Raw genomic sequence first — 15,504 nt, 5'->3', positions numbered from 1 at the left:
AGGCACAGGCGTGCGTGCCGCGCAACGGGGCAGCGCATATGCATACGAAAACCCTTACGGAAAGCTGTGGTTTCCGCCGGGTCTTCGCGCCACGTCATTCTTCGAGTTTGATGACCACTTCGTCTGGGTGGACGACATTGAGCTGGCTGCGCAGCAATTCGCCAACCATGTCGGGATCCGCATGATCGGGATCGAGCAGTGCGACACGGTTTTGCAGCGCCGTGCGTTCGGCCTCCAGTTCGGCCAGCTGGGCCTTGCGCTGGTCGAGCAGGCGCAGGTTTTCGCTCCAGGCGAGCAGGCCCGAGGGACCCGCGATAGCGAGTCCGCCCATGATCAGGAGCACTGCAAGCGCAGCATGCTGCGTGACTTTCGCCCTCTGAATCGTGGCTGTGGAATTCCTGCGGTGCATGACGGCACAGAATCACAGTTAACCCCTTCACGCAAGCCCATTCTCTTGCCTGCAGACCGTTACGAACGGCTTGTCGCAAGAGGGTAACAGACCAGGGCGCGCGAGGCTGCTCGCCTTGACACGAGGCCCTCGGAGGCGTAATTAGTTTCCATTGAAACCAAAAGCTTTCCCAGAGGATTGAAATGCCCGATCTCTTCGAAAACCCCATCGGCCTCGACGGCTTCGAGTTTGTCGAATTCTGCGCACCGGAAAAAGGCGTGATCGAACCGGTTTTCGAAGCCATGGGCTTCACCCATGTCGCCACGCACCGCTCGAAGGACGTCGACCTCTGGCGCCAGGGCCAGATCAACCTGATCCTCAACTACGAGCCCAAGAGCGCCGCCTGGTTCTTCGCCCGCGAACACGGACCCTCGGCTTGCGGCATGGGCTTTCGCGTCCGGGACGCCCGCAAGGCCTATGCCGAGCTGCTTGAACGCGGAGCCAAGCCGGTCGCCGTCCAGACCGGCCCGATGGAGCTGCACATCCCCGCGATCCGGGGGATCGGCGGCGCAATCGTCTATCTGATCGACCGCTATGAAGATGACGAGGGCAACGGCCTGTCGATCTACGATATCGACTTCGAATACCTGCCTGGAGTCGAGAAGCACCCGGTCGGCGCCGGTTTCAACGTGATCGATCACCTGACGCACAACGTCTACAACGGGCGCATGAAGTACTGGGCGGACTATTACGAAACGCTCTTCAACTTCCGCGAGATCCGCTTCTTCGACATCAAGGGCGAATATACCGGCCTGACCTCCAAGGCGCTCACTGCGCCCGACGGCAAGATCCGCATCCCGCTCAACGAAGAAGGCGAAGGCGGCAAGGGCCAGATCGAGGAATTCCTGCGCGAATTCAACGGCGAAGGCATCCAGCATATTGCGCTGATCTGCGACGATCTCGTCAAGTGCTGGGACAACCTCAAGGAACTCGGCGTGCCTTTCATGACCGCGCCGCCCGAGACCTATTACGAGATGTTGTCCGAACGCCTTCCCGGTCACGGCGAGAAGGTCGATGAGCTGAAGGCGCGCGGTATCCTGCTCGACGGCACTACCGAGGGCGGCCAGCCCCGCCTGCTGCTCCAGATCTTCGCCGAAGCGCAGGTCGGCCCGGTGTTTTTCGAATTCATCCAGCGCAAGGGTGACGAAGGCTTCGGTGAAGGCAATTTCAAGGCGCTGTTCGAAAGCATGGAACGCGACCAGATCAAGCGTGGCGTGCTGAGCGTGGACGAGGCGAAATCGGTGGAAGCGGAGCCGGCCGAATGAGCGATGTAGCCAGCCACCCCGTCAAGCTGGGCGGTGTCCACCACGCCGCCTACCGCTGCAAGGACGCGAAAGAGACCGTCGAATGGTACGGCAAGGTGCTGGGCATGGATTACACCACGGCCTTCGCCGAAGACCACGTGCCCTCGACCGGCGAATACGACCCCTACATGCACGTCTTCCTCGAGGCGGGTAACGGGAACATTCTCGCCTTCTTCGAACTGCCCAACCAGAAGGACATGGGCCGCGACGAGAATACGCCCGCCTGGGTCCAGCACCTCGCCTTCAAGGTTGGCAGCGAAGAGGAGCTGCTGGCGGCCAAAGACCATATCGAAGGCCTCGGCATCGAGGTGCTCGGCCCGACGCATCACGGCATCTTCAAGTCGATCTATTTCTTCGATCCGAACGGCCATCGCGTAGAGCTAGCCACCGATATCGGCACCGACGAGCAATATGCCGAGCTCAAGCGGGTCGCCCCGCTGATGCTCGACGAGTGGAGCCAGACGAAGAAGGCGCCGCGCCACGCCGACTGGTTGCACGAGATCGCCCGCAAGGAACACGGCCAGGGTTGATCGCGACCCGGCGCGGAACTTCACCCTTTGTGTTGCGTTGCAGCGCAAAGGGAGTTCCGCACACGTGAATTACATCGGTACGCTGCGCGAACAGCTGCGCGAAATGGGTCAGGGCTTCATTGCCAGCCTGCCCAGTCTCGCCATCGCCTTCTTCATCGTCTTCCTGACCTGGATGGTCGCGCGCTTCGCGGTGCGAATATCCGACATGATTGTGGGTCGGACCGAAATCAGGGCCAGCCTCAAGAATTTGATCGACACGCTGGTCCGGCTCGGCATCTGGCTGTTCGGCCTCTTCATCGCGGCGATCGTGGTCATGCCCGACCTGACCCCCTCGAGCCTGCTCGCGGGGCTCGGGATCGGCGCGGTCGCGATCGGCTTCGCCTTCCAGGATATCTTCGAGAACTTCCTCGCCGGCGTGCTGATCATGCTGCGCGAGAAGATGCGGATCGGTGACATCATCGAGTGCGAGGGCATCTCCGGCAAGGTCGAGCACATCACGCTGCGCGAAACGCATGTGCGCAAGCTGTCGGGCGAGCTGACCGTCGTGCCCAATTCGATCCTCTTCAAGAACCCGGTCGAGATTCTCACCGATGTCGACGAACGACGCCACGAGGTGGTCGTCGGCGTTGCCTACGACACCCGGCTCGACCATGCCGCCGAGGTCATCCGCCGCGCGGTCGAGGATGTCGACGACGTGCTTGCCAGCAAGGGCATCGACATCTTCGCGCAGGAATTCAATTCGAGTTCGGTCGACTTCCTTGTCCGCTGGTGGGCAGGCTCGGCCCCGCGTGCCGGCTGGGAAAGCAGGGACAAGGTCGTCCGCGCGATCAAGGCGGCGCTCGACGAAGCGGGGATCGAAATTCCCTTCCCCTATGTCACGCACACCTTCAAGGAGACCGTGCCGGTCAGCCTGCTGGGTGACACGCGCAACAAGACGCCTTAAGGTTTCGAATCGAGACGGGATTTTCCCGATCTTTTGTCGGGAACCCGTCGTGCCCCAACCAAACGGACATCAGGCTTGAGCGCCGCTGCACGACTGACCGCCGCGCAGGAAACCTCGCTCGCCATAGCCGCGGCGGTGGTGACCGCGAACGCCTATTACATCCACCCGATCATTGCGGACGTCGCCGACCATTTCGGCGTCACCCATGCCCGTATCGGATTGGTCCCCGCGCTCAATCAGCTGGCGCTCGCGCTGGGCATTTTCATGCTGCTGCCGCTCGGCGACCGTATCTCCAACCGCCGGCTGACGATTGCCTTCGCCGCGGGCCAGACTGCCTCGCTGGCGCTCATGACGCTGGCTCAAGGTTTCACCCTCTTCGTCATCGGCTCGACCCTGCTCGGCTATTTCACCATCGCGCCCTACCTGCTGCCCGCCTATGCTTCGAAACGGGTCGCGCCCGAACGCCTCGGTCAGGTCACGGCCAAGCTCGCTGCGGGGGTGATCCTCGGAATCCTCGTCGCGCGCGTCGGCGCAGGGGTCATGGCCGAGTACCTCGGCTGGCGTTCGGTCTATTGGCTGGCCACCGGCCTGATGATCGCAGTCACGCTCGCGCTTCCGCAGCTGATGGAAGGCGGGGACCGCTCTGTGCGCGACCGGCAGTCCTATCCCGCCCTGCTGATGTCGGTGTTTCCGCTAATCGTACGGCACCGCGAGATCGTGATTTCGGGCGCGATTCAGGCGCTGAACTTCGGCCAGTTCATCGCCGTGTGGCTCGGTCTCGCATTGTATCTCACCTCGCCGCAGATGGGATATGGCACCGACACGGTCGGCTATCTCGCCGGCCTGGCCGCGGTAAGCATCGTCTCCACGCCACGGCTGGGAAGCTGGGCAGACCAGATCGGGCCGCGGCGGGCACGCACGATCTTCGCGTTCATCCAGCTGGCAGGGATCGCCCTCCTCTACCCGTTGAGCGGATCCTTGTGGACACTCCTGGTTCCGCTGTTCCTTTCCAACCTCGTGGGACCGGGCATCGACGTCACCGGACGAATGACCTTCCTCGCGCTCGATCCCGCAGTCAGAACCCGCCTGACCACGGTCTATATCGTGATCATGTTCATCGGCGGCGGAATCGGGAGTTTCGCCGGGACTGCCGTGTACGACGCATTCGGCTGGGCCGGGACCTGCGCCCTGATGGGCCTGGCTTCGTTGCTGTTGACCGCATTGGCGATGATTGCACGTCGCTACGGGCGGTGATGGTGCGCCCGACAGGATTCGAACCTGTGGCCCCCAGATTAGGAATCTGATGCTCTATCCTACTGAGCTACGGGCGCATCCGGAGCCCGTATAGCGGCTCGTCGCCGCGAGGCAATCAGTTGAGTTCGTCGGGCGGCGCGACCGGCACGAGCAACGGCGCGACGGCAATACCCTCGGCCGAAAGCTCCTCAGCCTCGTCGCGCGTTGTGCGCCCGTGGATCGGCGCCTCGTCCACCTCGCCATAATGCATTTCGCGCGCTTTTTCGGCGAATCGGTCACCCACCCAGGTGCTGTTTTCGAGCGCCTTGGCCTGCGCCTTCGCGAGCCCTTCCAGCGCCTTCCTGACTGCTGACGGCATGTCGCCGGTGGCCATCTGCTGCGCCTCGTCGCCGGCTTCGGCGCGGGCATTGCCCTTGGCCGGCACCGAAGGCGCCATCGGGGCCTTGCCCACATTGTCGCAGCCGCAGGTCGGGCATTCGAGCAACCCGTCTGCCTTCTGACCGGCAAAGTCGTCGGACGAGCCGAACCAGCCCTCGAACCGGTGGCCCTTGCTGCAGGAAAGGTCGAACACGATCATGGCGCGGCCTATTTGGCGATTTCGCGGCGGTTGGCAAGGCTGGGTACCTGCGCGCGCACCTCCGCGATCCGCGCGAGATCGATGTCGCAGAAGCCGAGGCCCGGTTCCTCGCCGCCCATGTCGAGCAGTACTTCGCCCCAGGGATCGACGACGAGGCTGTGGCCATAGGTCCGGCGCCCGTCTTGATGATGCCCCACCTGGGCCGCCGCGACAACAAAGGCGCTCGCCTCTATCGCGCGGGCACGCTGGAGAACGTGCCAATGGGCCGCCCCGGTCGGCACGGTGAACGCGGCGGGAATGGCTATGACATCGCAGCGCTCGCGGCCCAGCGCGTCGAACAGTGCTGGAAAGCGGATATCGTAACAAACGGTAAGGCCGAGTTTGCCGACAGGGGTGTCGGGGATGGTTACAACCCGTTCGCCAGGACGATAGGCATTCGACTCGCGCCAGCTCTCGCCGCTAGCGAGATCGACGTCGAACATGTGGATCTTGTCGTAGCGCGCCGCGATCGCACCGCTCGGATCGATGACGAATCCGCGATTGGCCCAGCGTCCCGCGCCCGCATCGACCGCGAGCGATCCCAGCGCGATCCAGATGCCCTGCTTGCTCGCGGCTTCACGAACCTGCGCCAGGACCGCAGAGTCCTCCTCGCTCATGATCGAGGACGCAGCGCGCTTGCGGTCGCGGTCGAGCAGGCCCGACATTTCGGGAGTGAAAAGCATTTGCCCGCCCTCCCCTCCGACCCGCGCGGCAGCGTCGGTCAGCACACGCGCATTTTCCGCAGGATCGATCCCCGCGGTCATCTGGAGGACGGCGATGCGCGGCATCAGCCGCCGAGCAGCGCGTCGAGCCTGCCCTCGCGTTCGAGCGCGGCGAGCTCGTCGGACCCGCCAACATGCGTCTCGCCGATGAATATCTGCGGCACGGTCATCGCATTAGGCGCGCGCTCGAGCATTTCCGCGCGCTTCGGACCGCCGAGGGTGATGTCGAACTCGGTGTAATCGACCCCCTTCTCGTCGAGCAGGCGCTTGGCGCGGAAGCAATATCCGCAACCGAACTTCGTGTAGATGTCGACCTGGGGCTGGCTCATCGATTTCCTCTTGTATTCGGGCGCGAAACTAGCGTGCGCAACAGGTACTTGAAAGCCCAATCCGCGCGCCTATCTCGATGGTGTCGCCACGATGAACGTGGCGGCGACGGGGTGCCGAATGCGGGCCCCGCCCAGATAGAATCGCTCACAAGAGGATTTGTTTCGATGAACCGTATGGACCTTACCCCCTTCCGTCGCTCCACCGTTGGCTTCGACCGCGTGTTCGACCTGATGGAACGCCAGGCGCGCGGCGCCGGCGGCGACAACTACCCCCCCTTCAACATCGAGCGCCGCGGCGATGACGAATATCGCATTACGCTGGCCGTGGCCGGCTTCCGCAAGGGCGATCTCGATATCGTCGCGCAGCAGAACCTGCTCGTCGTCACGGGCAAGAAGCGCGACGAAGTCGCCGAAGGCGAAATGCTGCATGTCGGCATCGCCAATCGCGGCTTCGAACGCCGGTTCGAACTGGCCGACTACGTGCGGGTCGCCAATGCCGACCTTGGCGATGGCCTGCTGGTGATCGACCTGGTGCGCGAAGTGCCCGAGGCGATGAAGCCGAAGAAGATCGCCATCGGCGGCCAGCAGCCGCTCGAAGTGGTCAAGGACGAAGAGGACGACGGCGACAGCAAGGCCGCCTGAGCCCTCTCTCCTTCTTATCAAGTTGGAAACGAATAGGGGGCGGAACTTGGGTTCCGCCCCCGCGACGCATGACGCCGCCTAACCTCGAAATCGACCGTCCGGGTCGCAGAAGACGACCGTCATCGAGGCAAGCCCCACCGCTTGTCGGCAAAGCGCTTGTCTCGTTAATTCGCGCCATGTGAGCGGGAATGCGATCTATCCTGCATCAGATATAACAAAAGATAAAGCCGTCAGCGCCCCGCGCGTGGATTTTGTCGCGTCGCTACAAGCGCTTGTGGGGCCAGCCTTAAGAAATACAGAGGCTTAGAAAAATACCCCGTTGGAGCGGCTCAGACCAGGCGTGCCTGCTCGAGAGCCGCACCGACGAAACCGGCGAACAGCGGATGCGGATCGAAGGGCTTGGACTTGAGCTCGGGGTGGAACTGCACGCCGACGAACCACGGGTGATCAGGGCGTTCGACGATCTCGGGCAGCAGTCCATCGGGCGACATGCCCGAGAAGATCAGTCCCTGCTTCTCAAGCGAATCGATATAGGTGCCGTTGACCTCGTAGCGGTGGCGATGGCGCTCGGAAATCGTGGTCGCGCCGCCGTAGATGCTCGACACGTGGCTGTTTGCGGCCAGCTTTGCATCATAGGCGCCAAGCCGCATGGTGCCGCCGAGATCGCCTCCGGCTTCGCGCGTCTGCAAGCCCTCTTCGGTCATCCATTCGGTGATGATGCCGACCACGGGCTCCTCGGTCTCGCCGAATTCGGTCGAGGAGGCCTGGCCGAAACCTGCCGAGCGGGCGGCCTCGATGCAGGCCATCTGCATCCCGAGGCAAATCCCGAGGAAGGGCACCTTGCGTTCGCGTGCGAAGCGCACTGCGGCGATCTTGCCCTCGCTACCGCGTTCGCCGAATCCGCCGGGAACGAGGATCGCGTGCATCGGTTCGAGCCGGGCGGCGATATCGGCATCGTCGCCTTCGAACACCTCTGCATCGATCCACTTCACATTGACCTTGACGCGGTGCGCCATGCCCCCGTGGACCAGCGCTTCGTTGAGCGACTTGTAGGCGTCCTGCAGGCCGACGTATTTGCCGACCACGCCGATGGTGACCTCGCCTTCCGGGTTCGAATGGCGGTCGACCACGTCGTACCAGCGCGACAGGTCGGGATCGGGCGCGTCGGTGATGCCGAAGGCGCGCAAAACCTCTGTATCGAGCCCCTCGCCGTGATATTGCAGCGGCACAGAATAGATCGACGGGGCGTCGAGCGCGGGAATGACCGCTTTCTTGCGCACGTTACAGAAATTGGCGATCTTCTGGCGTTCGCTGTCGGGGATCGGGTGTTCGGCGCGGCACAGCAGCACGTCGGGCTTGATGCCGAGGCTGGCGAGCTCGCGTACCGAGTGCTGCGTCGGCTTGGTCTTCAGCTCGCCCGCGGCGGCGATATAGGGCACCAGCGTTACGTGGACGCTGAGCGTCTGCCATGGTTCGAGCTCGTTCCGCAGCTGGCGGATCGCCTCCATGAAGGGCAGGCCCTCGATATCGCCGACCGTGCCGCCGATTTCGCACAGGATGAAATCATGGTCGTCCTGCCCCGCGAGGGCGAAAGCCTTGATCTCGTCGGTAACGTGCGGAACGACCTGCACGGTTGCGCCAAGATAATCGCCGCGGCGTTCCTTGGCGATGATGTCCTGATAGATCCGCCCCGAGGTGATGTTGTCGCCCTGGTGTGCTGAAACGCCCGTGAAGCGTTCGTAATGCCCAAGGTCGAGATCGGTCTCGGCACCGTCGTCGGTGACGTAGACCTCGCCGTGCTGATAGGGGGACATCGTCCCCGGATCGACATTGAGATAGGGGTCGAATTTCCGGATGCGGACCTTGTAGCCACGCGCCTGAAGGAGGGCAGCGAGCGATGCTGCCATGAGACCTTTGCCAAGCGAGGAGACCACGCCGCCGGTGATAAAGATATACCGCGCCATGGGAGTCGGGCCTTAAGCTGAAGGGTTGAGTCGGGGCAAGCACAAACACATGCAAATCGCGCCGCGTACACGGCGCAATCCACAGGCCTGCAACTGGGTTTCGGTTATTCGGCTACGTCGGCAAGCGGATCGTCGCCGGTCGGGGCGGCCTCACCCGTGGTCGCCGGGCCGAGCGGGTCGGCCGGCGCCGCCGGGGCCACCGAACGGTCGAGCGTCGATTCGATCGCGTCGCTACCGGTGGTTTCGACTGCGACCGCGGCGAGCGCGATCGACAGGACGACAAAGGTAATCGCGAGCCATTTGGTCGAACGGGTAAGGAAGTCCGCTGCACCGCGCGCGCTCAGCATGCCCGAGGGACTGCCACCCACGCCGAGGCCGCCCCCCTCGGAGCGCTGCATCAGGATGACGCCGACAAGCGCGGCTGCGACGATCGCCTGGACGACGGTGAGAAACAGGAACATGCGGATACTCTTGGAACTGCGATAGCGGGGTTCACGCGCATTTAGGCGCGCACGCGGCAAACGGCAAGCGCGCCGGGATCAGACCTCTTCGGCTTCCGAGGCCCCCACCACGATGCCGAGGAAGCTTTCGGCCGAGAGGCTGGCGCCACCGACCAGGGCACCGCCGACTTCGGGTGTCGCGAGGATCTCGCGGGCATTATCCGGCTTGACCGACCCGCCGTAGAGAATACGCACCTGCGCCGAGGCTTCGGTGCCATAGGTTTCGTCGAGCAATCCGCGGATCGCCCCGTGCATGGCGGCGATATCGTCGGCGGTCGCGGTGCGACCGGTGCCGATCGCCCAAATCGGCTCGTAGGCGATCGTCAGGCGCTCGGCCGGATCCTGGAACATCGGCAGCGCCGCCTTGAGCTGCGCCAGCACGAATTCTTCCGCCTTGCCTGCGTCGCGCGTTTCGAGCGTTTCGCCGCAACACAGGATGACGCGCAGTCCCGCATCGAGCGCCGATTCGATCTTTGCGTTGATCAGCTCATTGCTCTCGCCATGGTCCTGCCGCCGCTCGCTGTGACCGAGGATGACGAACTTTGCCCCGGCATCGGCGATCATCGAGGCATTTATGTCGCCCGTATGCGCGCCTTCCGCGCCGGGATGGCAGTCCTGTGCCCCAACGCCGATCTGCTCGGCTTCCTTGTGGACCGCGTGAATCAGTGTGTAGGGCGGCGCCACAGCCACCTCCACCTTCATGTAGCGCTGCGCGGCACGATCGATGGCGCGTGCTTCGGAAAGCATTGCGCGCGTGCCGTTCATTTTCCAGTTTCCGACGATATAGGGCCGTTCGGCCATGGGTAAGTCCTGCGAATAATCTGAATCTGTGGCCCGCTATATGGGGCGTGGGATGGGCTCCGCTAGAGAAGGTTTCTTCGCACGTCAAAACCCTTTGCTACCTGTTGCCGCGAGGTCGCAGGGCCGATAAAGCGCCCCAACCCATCCAGGCCCCGCCTGATCGACAGCCGCCAGACACGGGATTGCCCGCACATCATGTTCCAGTTCTTCCGCAATTTCTTCAAGACCAAGCTGGGCCTGGCGATCGCGCTGGCCTTCCTCGGCCTGATCGCTCTCGCTTTCGCCAGCGCCGATGTTTCGAGCAGCGGCGCTTTCGGCGGAATTGCCGGAGGAGACAGGGTCGCGGTCGTCGGCGACGAAAAGATATCCACCGCCGATCTCGTGCTCGCGGCCAATAACGGCCTTCAGAGGGTGCGCCAGGAGCAACCGACTGCAACGATGCAGGCCTTCCTGCGCGACGGCGGCCTCGAGAGCGCGCTCGATTCCCTGATCAGCCGTGCCGCACTCAAGGGCTATGCCGAAAAATACGGCATCCGCGCCGGCGACAATCTGATCAACAGTGAAATCCGGATGATTCCCGCCTTCCGCGGTCCCGACGGCAATTTCAGCGAGGAAGTCTATCGGCAGGCGCTTTCGCAACAAAGGCTGACCGATGCGCAGGTCCGCGACGATCTCGGCGTGGGGCTCCTGTCGCAGCAATTGCTGATCCCCGCGGGATTCGGCGCCACCGTCCCCGACAAGCTCGCCTATCGCTATGCGCAACTGTTCAAGGAACGGCGCAAGGGTGAAATCGCCCTGCTCCCCGCGGCGTCCTATGCCCCGACCGGCAAGGCCGATCCCAAGGTCTTGCGCAGCTATTACCAGAAGAACCGCGATGCTTTCGTCCGGCCCGAGCGCAGGACGATCCGCTACGCAACCTTCGACTCGTCGGCGCTGGGCGACAGGATTGAACCGACCGATGCGGAAATCGCCGCGCGATACAAGCGCGACGCCAAGACATATGCAGCGAGCGAGACGCGCAACGTCACGCAGGTCATCGTCCCGACCGAAGGTGCCGCCAATGCCATTCGCAAACGCGTGGTCGCCGGCGAATCCTTCGAAGCCGTCGCGCGCGAAGCGGGTCTCCGCGCCGCGCCGGTAGTCGATGTTCTGCGTGAGGGCCTGTCGGCACAGGCATCGCCCACGGTGGCCGCGGCCTATTTCGCGGCATCGCGCGGTTCCATGACCAAACCCGCGCGGAGCCCGCTCGGCTGGCATGTCGCTCGCATCGACGCGATCGACGCCACGCCGGCGCGCACGCTGGCCCAGGCACGCGACGAGATCGCTACCGCCCTGCGCGAGGAAAAGCGCGTTCGCGGACTGGCCGACCTCGCCAGCGAAATCGAAGAGCAACTCGACGACGGAGCCACGCTGTCCGAAGTCGCGAAGGACCTCGATCTCGACCTCGAAACCACCGGCCCGGCGGTGGCCGACGGCCGCCTCTTCGCTTCGCCCGACAAGGCGGTGCCCGAAGTCCTGCGCCCCGCGCTCTCCACCGCCTTCCAGATGGATGTGGAGGAGCCCGAGATTGCCCCCGTAGAGAGCGGACAGACCTATCTGGTCTACGAAGTCAGCGACATCGTTCCCGCCGCGGCGGCTCCTTTCGCCGAGATCGAAAAGCTCGTCGAGGCGCGCTGGCGCGCCAGCGAGGGAATGAAGGCCGCCAAGGCCGCCGCAGACCGCGTGATGGCGCGCGTGCGCGCGGGCAAGTCGATCGCCGAGGCGCTGGCCGACGAGGACCTTCGCGTGCCCCCGGCGCAGAAAGTCGACATGACTCGCGAAGATCTTGCGCGCCAGCGCGAGCGGCGGATTCCGCCCCCCATCGCGCTGCTCTTCAGCATGGCCGAAGGGACGACCAAGAAGCTCGACGCGGGCGGCAATGCCGGCTTCTTCGTGGTCAAGCTCGACGATATCGCGATGGACGACATCGCGAAGGATGATCCGCTGATCGCGCAGGCGCATCGCCAGATGGGTCCCTTGCTGGGTGAGGAATATGCCCAGCAGTTGGGCCGGGCGATGCGTGAGGAACTGGGCGTCTCGCGCAATCCGGCAGCGATCGAGGCCGTGCGCAAGCAGCTGGCCGGAAACTGAGGCGCGTTTGGGTATCGGCCTGAAAGGCGTCGAGCGGGCGCGGGTTGCGCTGGCGCACGGCAATCCTGCGCTGGTGTGGCGTGAGATCGTAGCCGATACCGAAACTCCGGTCGGCGCAGCGCTCAAGCTGTTCGAACCGGGGCGCGGAGACTTCCTGCTCGAATCGGTCGAAGGCGGCGAGATCCGCGGGCGCTACAGCCTCTTGGGGCTCGACCCCGATCTCGTGTTTCGCGCGACCGGTGATGACGCCGAGATCAATGCCGAATGGCAGAAGTCGCGCGAGGCATTCGTGGCGTGCGACGAGGGGACACTCGACGGCCTGAGAGGGCTCGTCGAATCCTGTCGCTGCGATGTACCGGAGGAACTGCCCCCCGCCCTCGCCTGCCTCGTCGGCCATTTCGGCTACGAGACCATCGGCCTGGTCGAGAATCTGCCGCGTCGCTCGCAAAACGCACTCGGTCTTCCCGACATGCTGTTCGTACGACCCACCGTTCTACTGGTATTCGACGGGCTCAGCGATGCGCTGTTCTGCATCGCGCCGGTATGGCGCAACGGCTCGATCGAGCAGGCGGACGAGCGAATCGACGAGGTGCTCCGCCGACTGGCTCGCGCCGCACCCGCCGACCTGCCCGATGCAGCCCGGCATCCCGAACCTGCCCTCGCCCCGACGATGCCTGCGCAGGACTATGCGGCGATGGTGTTGCGCGCGAAGGAGTATATCGAGGCGGGCGACATCTTCCAGGTCGTCCTGGCCCAGCGCTTTACGTCCCGCTTCGAACTCCCGCCCATGACGCTCTATCGTGCGCTGCGTCGGGTCAATCCCTCGCCCTTCCTCTACTTCCTCGACATGCCCGGCTTCGCGATCGTCGGGTCGAGTCCCGAAATCCTCGTGCGCGTGCGCGCGGGCGAGGTTACGATCCGGCCCATTGCAGGCACGCGCCCGCGCGGCGCAACGCAGGCCGCCGATCGACTCGCCGAACAGGAACTGCTGTCCGACCCGAAGGAACGCGCCGAGCATCTGATGCTGCTCGATCTCGGCCGCAACGATGTCGGACGTGTCGCCGAATCCGGCAGCGTCACCGTCACCGAAAGCTTCACCGTCGAACGCTATAGCCACGTCATGCACATCGTCAGCAATGTCACCGGGCGGCTCGATCCGGCGAAGGATGCAATCGATGCGCTCTTCGCGGGCTTTCCCGCAGGCACGGTCAGCGGCGCGCCCAAGGTGCGAGCCTGCGAGATCATCGCCGAGCTCGAGCCAGCCACGCGCGGCCCGTATGCCGGCGGGGTAGGTTACTTCGCGCCCGATGGCTCGGTCGACAGCTGCATCGTTTTACGCACTGCGGTGGTCAAGGACGGCACGATGCACGTCCAGGCCGGCGCCGGGATAGTCGCGGACAGCGATCCCGCCTATGAGCAGAGAGAATGCGAGGCGAAGGCGAGCGCGCTGCTCGCCGCGGCCAAGGAAGCCGTCCGCCTCGCCAAGGAGCCCGGATACGGTCAATGAAAACGACACTTGTTGCGCTGGCCCTGCTGGCGCTGACTGCCTGTGAAGCCCAGCCCGAGGGCGAGCCCGTCGCCCGCGCACGGATCGACGGCAAGGCGCAGGATGCCGCGCCCTCGTCCGAGCCAAGCCCAACCGAGACGCTTGCGAGCCAGGTCGAAAGTGCCTGTCGCTCGATCATCTTCGAAGACACGCCGCTAACCCACTGCCTCGCCGTGCCCGGTCGCAACACGATCGGGATGGCGCTTGCTTCGGATGGAAAGCGCTTTCGCAGCCTGAAGGATTTTGCGGCCGTCAACGATGGCGAAACGATCGCTTTCGCGATGAACGCAGGGATCTTCGATTCTGATGGCACGCCGGTCGGCTATTTCGTCGAGAACGCCGAGCGCCTCCAGACGCTCGACACCGGCACCGGTTCGGGCAATTTCTACATGAAGCCCAACGGCGTGTTCTACGGCAGCGATGGCAAGTGGATGGTGCGCGAGACCGACTGGTTCCTCGCCAATGTCACCGAGCGCCCGCAATTCGGCACGCAATCGGGTCCGATGCTGGTCGTCGATGGCAAGATCCACCCGCAGATCGTCCATGACGGGCCTTCGCGCAAGGTCCGCAACGCGGTGGGCGTCGATGACGAAGGCCGCGCGCATTTCGTCATCTCCAACGCGCCGATCTCCTTCGGCAAGCTCGCCCGTTTCTACCGGAACGAACTCGAGGTGAAGAACGCTCTGTTTCTCGACGACACGGTTTCGCTGCTGTGGAACCCCTCGACCGGTCGCCTCGATACGGGCGCCCCGATCGGCCCCATCGTCGTCGTCAGCAAGAAGGCCAGCGAATGACCCAAGACCGCCGTACGCTCTATCCCGAAATCGAGCCCTACGAGACCGGCATGCTCGATGTCGGCGAGGGCCATTCGCTCTATTGGGAGCGTGTCGGCACCCCCGGCGCCAAGCCGGCGGTCTTCCTCCATGGCGGGCCCGGTGGAGGCATGGCACCCGACCATCGCCGCCAGTGGGACCCCGCGCTCTACGACGTATTGCTGTTCGACCAGCGCGGCTGCGGCAAGTCGCTGCCCTTCGCCGAGATCGAGCACAACGACACCTGGCGCATCGTCGACGATATCGAGCGCCTGCGCGAAATGTGCGGCCATGAAAAATGGCAGGCTTTCGGCGGCAGCTGGGGCTCGACGCTCGCGCTCGCCTATGCGCAGAAATATCCTGAACGGGTAAGCGAACTCGTGTTGCGGGGCGTGTTCCTTGCGCGGCAGCAGGAGAAATCCTGGCTCTACCGCTACGGCGCAAGCGAAGTGATGGCCGAACAATGGGACCAGTTCACCGGCCTGATCCCCGAAGAGGAACGCGGCGACCTCGTCCGCGCTTATTATGAGCGCCTCACCAGCGAAGACGAGGCAACGCGCCTCGCCGCCGCGCGCGAATGGTCGCTGTGGGAGGGCCACGTCGCCACGCTGCTGCCCAATGAGGAACTGCTCGACAGTTTCGGCGATCCGGCCAAGGCGGTTCCCTTCGCCCGCATCTGCGCGAAGTTCTTTCTCGAAGACTTCTTCCTTGAAGAGAACGAACTGCTCGAAAATGTCGACAAGCTCGCCGGCATCCCCGGGATCATCGTCCAGGGCCGGCACGACATCTGCACTCCGCCGAGCGCCGCCTGGGCGCTGAAGAAGGCCTGGCCCGAGGCCGAGTTCCGGATCGTCCCCGATGCGGGCCACAGCGCCGGCGAGCCGGGGATTATCGACGGCCTCGTCCGGGCGACCGACCAGTTGGCCGGCAAGATCTCGTGACGAGGTGCCGACGTTTCGCGCC

General features: G+C 64.2%; 16 protein-coding genes and 1 tRNA gene. 9 read left to right on the top strand and 8 right to left on the bottom strand.

The window, feature by feature from the left end; genetic code table 11:
• Window positions 1–94 precede the first annotated feature (94 nt).
• Window positions 95–409 (bottom strand): septum formation initiator family protein, encoded by a 315-nt coding sequence (locus tag ACEQZ0_RS02735; protein WP_370188168.1) that lies wholly within the window; start codon window positions 407–409, stop codon window positions 95–97.
• 182 nt (window positions 410–591) lie between these two features.
• On the opposite strand from ACEQZ0_RS02735, the gene hppD reads away from it, so the two are divergent.
• The 4 genes from hppD to ACEQZ0_RS02715 all read left to right on the top strand — a co-directional run bounded on the left by hppD (window position 592) and on the right by ACEQZ0_RS02715 (window position 4,479).
• Window positions 592–1,713, top strand: a complete 1,122-nt coding sequence (gene hppD, locus ACEQZ0_RS02730) for a 4-hydroxyphenylpyruvate dioxygenase (protein ID WP_370188166.1) — start codon at window positions 592–594, stop codon at window positions 1,711–1,713.
• Entirely contained in the window at window positions 1,710–2,282 is a 573-nt protein-coding gene (locus ACEQZ0_RS02725) for a VOC family protein (RefSeq protein WP_370188164.1), read from the top strand. The genes hppD and ACEQZ0_RS02725 overlap by 4 nt, the downstream gene beginning before the upstream one ends.
• 64 nt (window positions 2,283–2,346) lie before the next feature.
• Window positions 2,347–3,225, top strand: coding sequence for a mechanosensitive ion channel family protein (locus ACEQZ0_RS02720; protein WP_370188162.1), 879 nt, complete (start codon window positions 2,347–2,349; stop codon window positions 3,223–3,225).
• A gap of 75 nt (window positions 3,226–3,300) precedes the next feature.
• Window positions 3,301–4,479 carry an MFS transporter gene (locus ACEQZ0_RS02715; protein ID WP_370188161.1) on the top strand — a complete coding sequence of 393 codons (1,179 nt, stop codon included), beginning with the start codon at window positions 3,301–3,303 and terminating at the stop codon, window positions 4,477–4,479.
• Here the strand turns inward: ACEQZ0_RS02715 and ACEQZ0_RS02710 are convergent.
• The 4 genes from ACEQZ0_RS02710 to grxC all read right to left on the bottom strand — a co-directional run bounded on the left by ACEQZ0_RS02710 (window position 4,480) and on the right by grxC (window position 6,146).
• Window positions 4,480–4,556: transfer RNA gene (locus ACEQZ0_RS02710), tRNA-Arg, on the bottom strand.
• Between the two features lie 38 nt (window positions 4,557–4,594).
• A complete protein-coding gene (locus ACEQZ0_RS02705; RefSeq protein ID WP_370188159.1) occupies window positions 4,595–5,056 on the bottom strand; it encodes a DUF1178 family protein in 462 nt (153 codons plus the stop codon).
• Between the two features lie 8 nt (window positions 5,057–5,064).
• On the bottom strand, window positions 5,065–5,883 hold the full coding sequence (locus tag ACEQZ0_RS02700) for a carbon-nitrogen hydrolase family protein (RefSeq protein ID WP_370188157.1): 819 nt from the start codon (window positions 5,881–5,883) through the stop codon (window positions 5,065–5,067).
• Window positions 5,883–6,146, bottom strand: coding sequence for a glutaredoxin 3 (gene grxC, locus ACEQZ0_RS02695; protein ID WP_370188155.1), 264 nt, complete (start codon window positions 6,144–6,146; stop codon window positions 5,883–5,885). The genes ACEQZ0_RS02700 and grxC overlap by 1 nt, the downstream gene beginning before the upstream one ends.
• A 165-nt stretch (window positions 6,147–6,311) precedes the next feature.
• On the opposite strand from grxC, the gene ACEQZ0_RS02690 reads away from it, so the two are divergent.
• Window positions 6,312–6,788, top strand: coding sequence for an Hsp20 family protein (locus ACEQZ0_RS02690; protein ID WP_370188153.1), 477 nt, complete (start codon window positions 6,312–6,314; stop codon window positions 6,786–6,788).
• Window positions 6,789–7,117: 329 nt separating this feature from the next.
• On the opposite strand, the gene ACEQZ0_RS02685 is transcribed toward ACEQZ0_RS02690, so the two are convergent.
• From ACEQZ0_RS02685 to tpiA, 3 genes are all read right to left on the bottom strand, one after another.
• Window positions 7,118–8,752, bottom strand: a complete 1,635-nt coding sequence (locus tag ACEQZ0_RS02685; RefSeq protein ID WP_370188151.1) for a CTP synthase — start codon at window positions 8,750–8,752, stop codon at window positions 7,118–7,120.
• 104 nt (window positions 8,753–8,856) lie between these two features.
• Window positions 8,857–9,213, bottom strand: coding sequence for a preprotein translocase subunit SecG (gene secG / locus ACEQZ0_RS02680; RefSeq protein WP_370188149.1), 357 nt, complete (start codon window positions 9,211–9,213; stop codon window positions 8,857–8,859).
• A 78-nt stretch (window positions 9,214–9,291) separates the two neighbouring features.
• Complete coding sequence (gene tpiA, locus ACEQZ0_RS02675) at window positions 9,292–10,053, bottom strand: triose-phosphate isomerase (protein ID WP_370188147.1); 762 nt, start codon at window positions 10,051–10,053, stop codon at window positions 9,292–9,294.
• A gap of 195 nt (window positions 10,054–10,248) precedes the next feature.
• Here tpiA and ACEQZ0_RS02670 point away from each other — a divergent pair, with 195 nt between their 5' ends.
• The 4 genes from ACEQZ0_RS02670 to pip are packed head-to-tail and all read left to right on the top strand — an operon-like array spanning window position 10,249 to window position 15,482.
• A complete protein-coding gene (locus tag ACEQZ0_RS02670) occupies window positions 10,249–12,183 on the top strand; it encodes a SurA N-terminal domain-containing protein (RefSeq protein WP_370188144.1) in 1,935 nt (644 codons plus the stop codon).
• Window positions 12,184–12,196: 13 nt separating this feature from the next.
• Complete coding sequence (gene trpE / locus ACEQZ0_RS02665) at window positions 12,197–13,690, top strand: anthranilate synthase component I (RefSeq protein WP_370189905.1); 1,494 nt, start codon at window positions 12,197–12,199, stop codon at window positions 13,688–13,690.
• Window positions 13,687–14,523 (top strand): phosphodiester glycosidase family protein, encoded by an 837-nt coding sequence (locus ACEQZ0_RS02660; RefSeq protein WP_370188142.1) that lies wholly within the window; start codon window positions 13,687–13,689, stop codon window positions 14,521–14,523. Before trpE ends, ACEQZ0_RS02660 begins: the two co-directional genes overlap by 4 nt.
• On the top strand, window positions 14,520–15,482 hold the full coding sequence (gene pip, locus ACEQZ0_RS02655; RefSeq protein WP_370188140.1) for a prolyl aminopeptidase: 963 nt from the start codon (window positions 14,520–14,522) through the stop codon (window positions 15,480–15,482). Before ACEQZ0_RS02660 ends, pip begins: the two co-directional genes overlap by 4 nt.
• Window positions 15,483–15,504: the final 22 nt, after the last annotated feature.

Origin of the sequence: Qipengyuania sp. (assembly GCF_964227205.1) — a bacterium.
In the GTDB taxonomy this organism is placed as follows: domain Bacteria; phylum Pseudomonadota; class Alphaproteobacteria; order Sphingomonadales; family Sphingomonadaceae; genus Qipengyuania.
Note: the sequence above shows the minus strand (reverse complement) of the source record. Positions and strands in the feature narration are given on the sequence as shown.